This is a genomic window from Pseudomonas protegens (assembly GCF_003732485.1).
Taxonomy (GTDB): Bacteria; Pseudomonadota; Gammaproteobacteria; order Pseudomonadales; family Pseudomonadaceae; genus Aquipseudomonas; species Aquipseudomonas protegens_B.
Map to the genome: position 1 here is coordinate 1 of NZ_MOAK01000062.1, position 396 is coordinate 396.

Here is a 396-nt window from a genome sequence, read left to right on the forward strand (position 1 = left end):
CCCGTCCGCCGCTCGCCACCAGGTACAAGTACCCGTGCTGCCGCTCGACTTGCATGTGTTAGGCCTGCCGCCAGCGTTCAATCTGAGCCATGATCAAACTCTTCAGTTCAAACATCTTTGGGTTTTGAGAAAACCCTAAACTTGGCTCAGCAATCGTTGGTTACATCTTTGATTTCTCGCGGAGTAACTTGTGATGCTGATAATCTTTTTGACTATCAGTCTGACTCCACAAGCACCCACACGAATTGCTTGATTCAGTTGTTAAAGAGCGGTTGGTTAAGATCTTTCGTCTCAACCGAGGCGCGCATTCTACAGCAGCCTCATTTGCTGTCAAGTGATTTTTTTAAGAAGTTTTCAAAGTTTCCTTTTTAACTTCAACCACTTGCGCTTCCGATC

Annotated in this window: 1 rRNA gene; it reads right to left on the bottom strand. The window is 46.2% G+C overall.

Going from position 1 to position 396, the window contains the following annotated elements:
- Window positions 1-109 (bottom strand): 16S ribosomal RNA (locus BLX41_RS17070); the annotation flags it as partial.
- Between the last annotated feature and the right edge of the window lie 287 nt (window positions 110-396).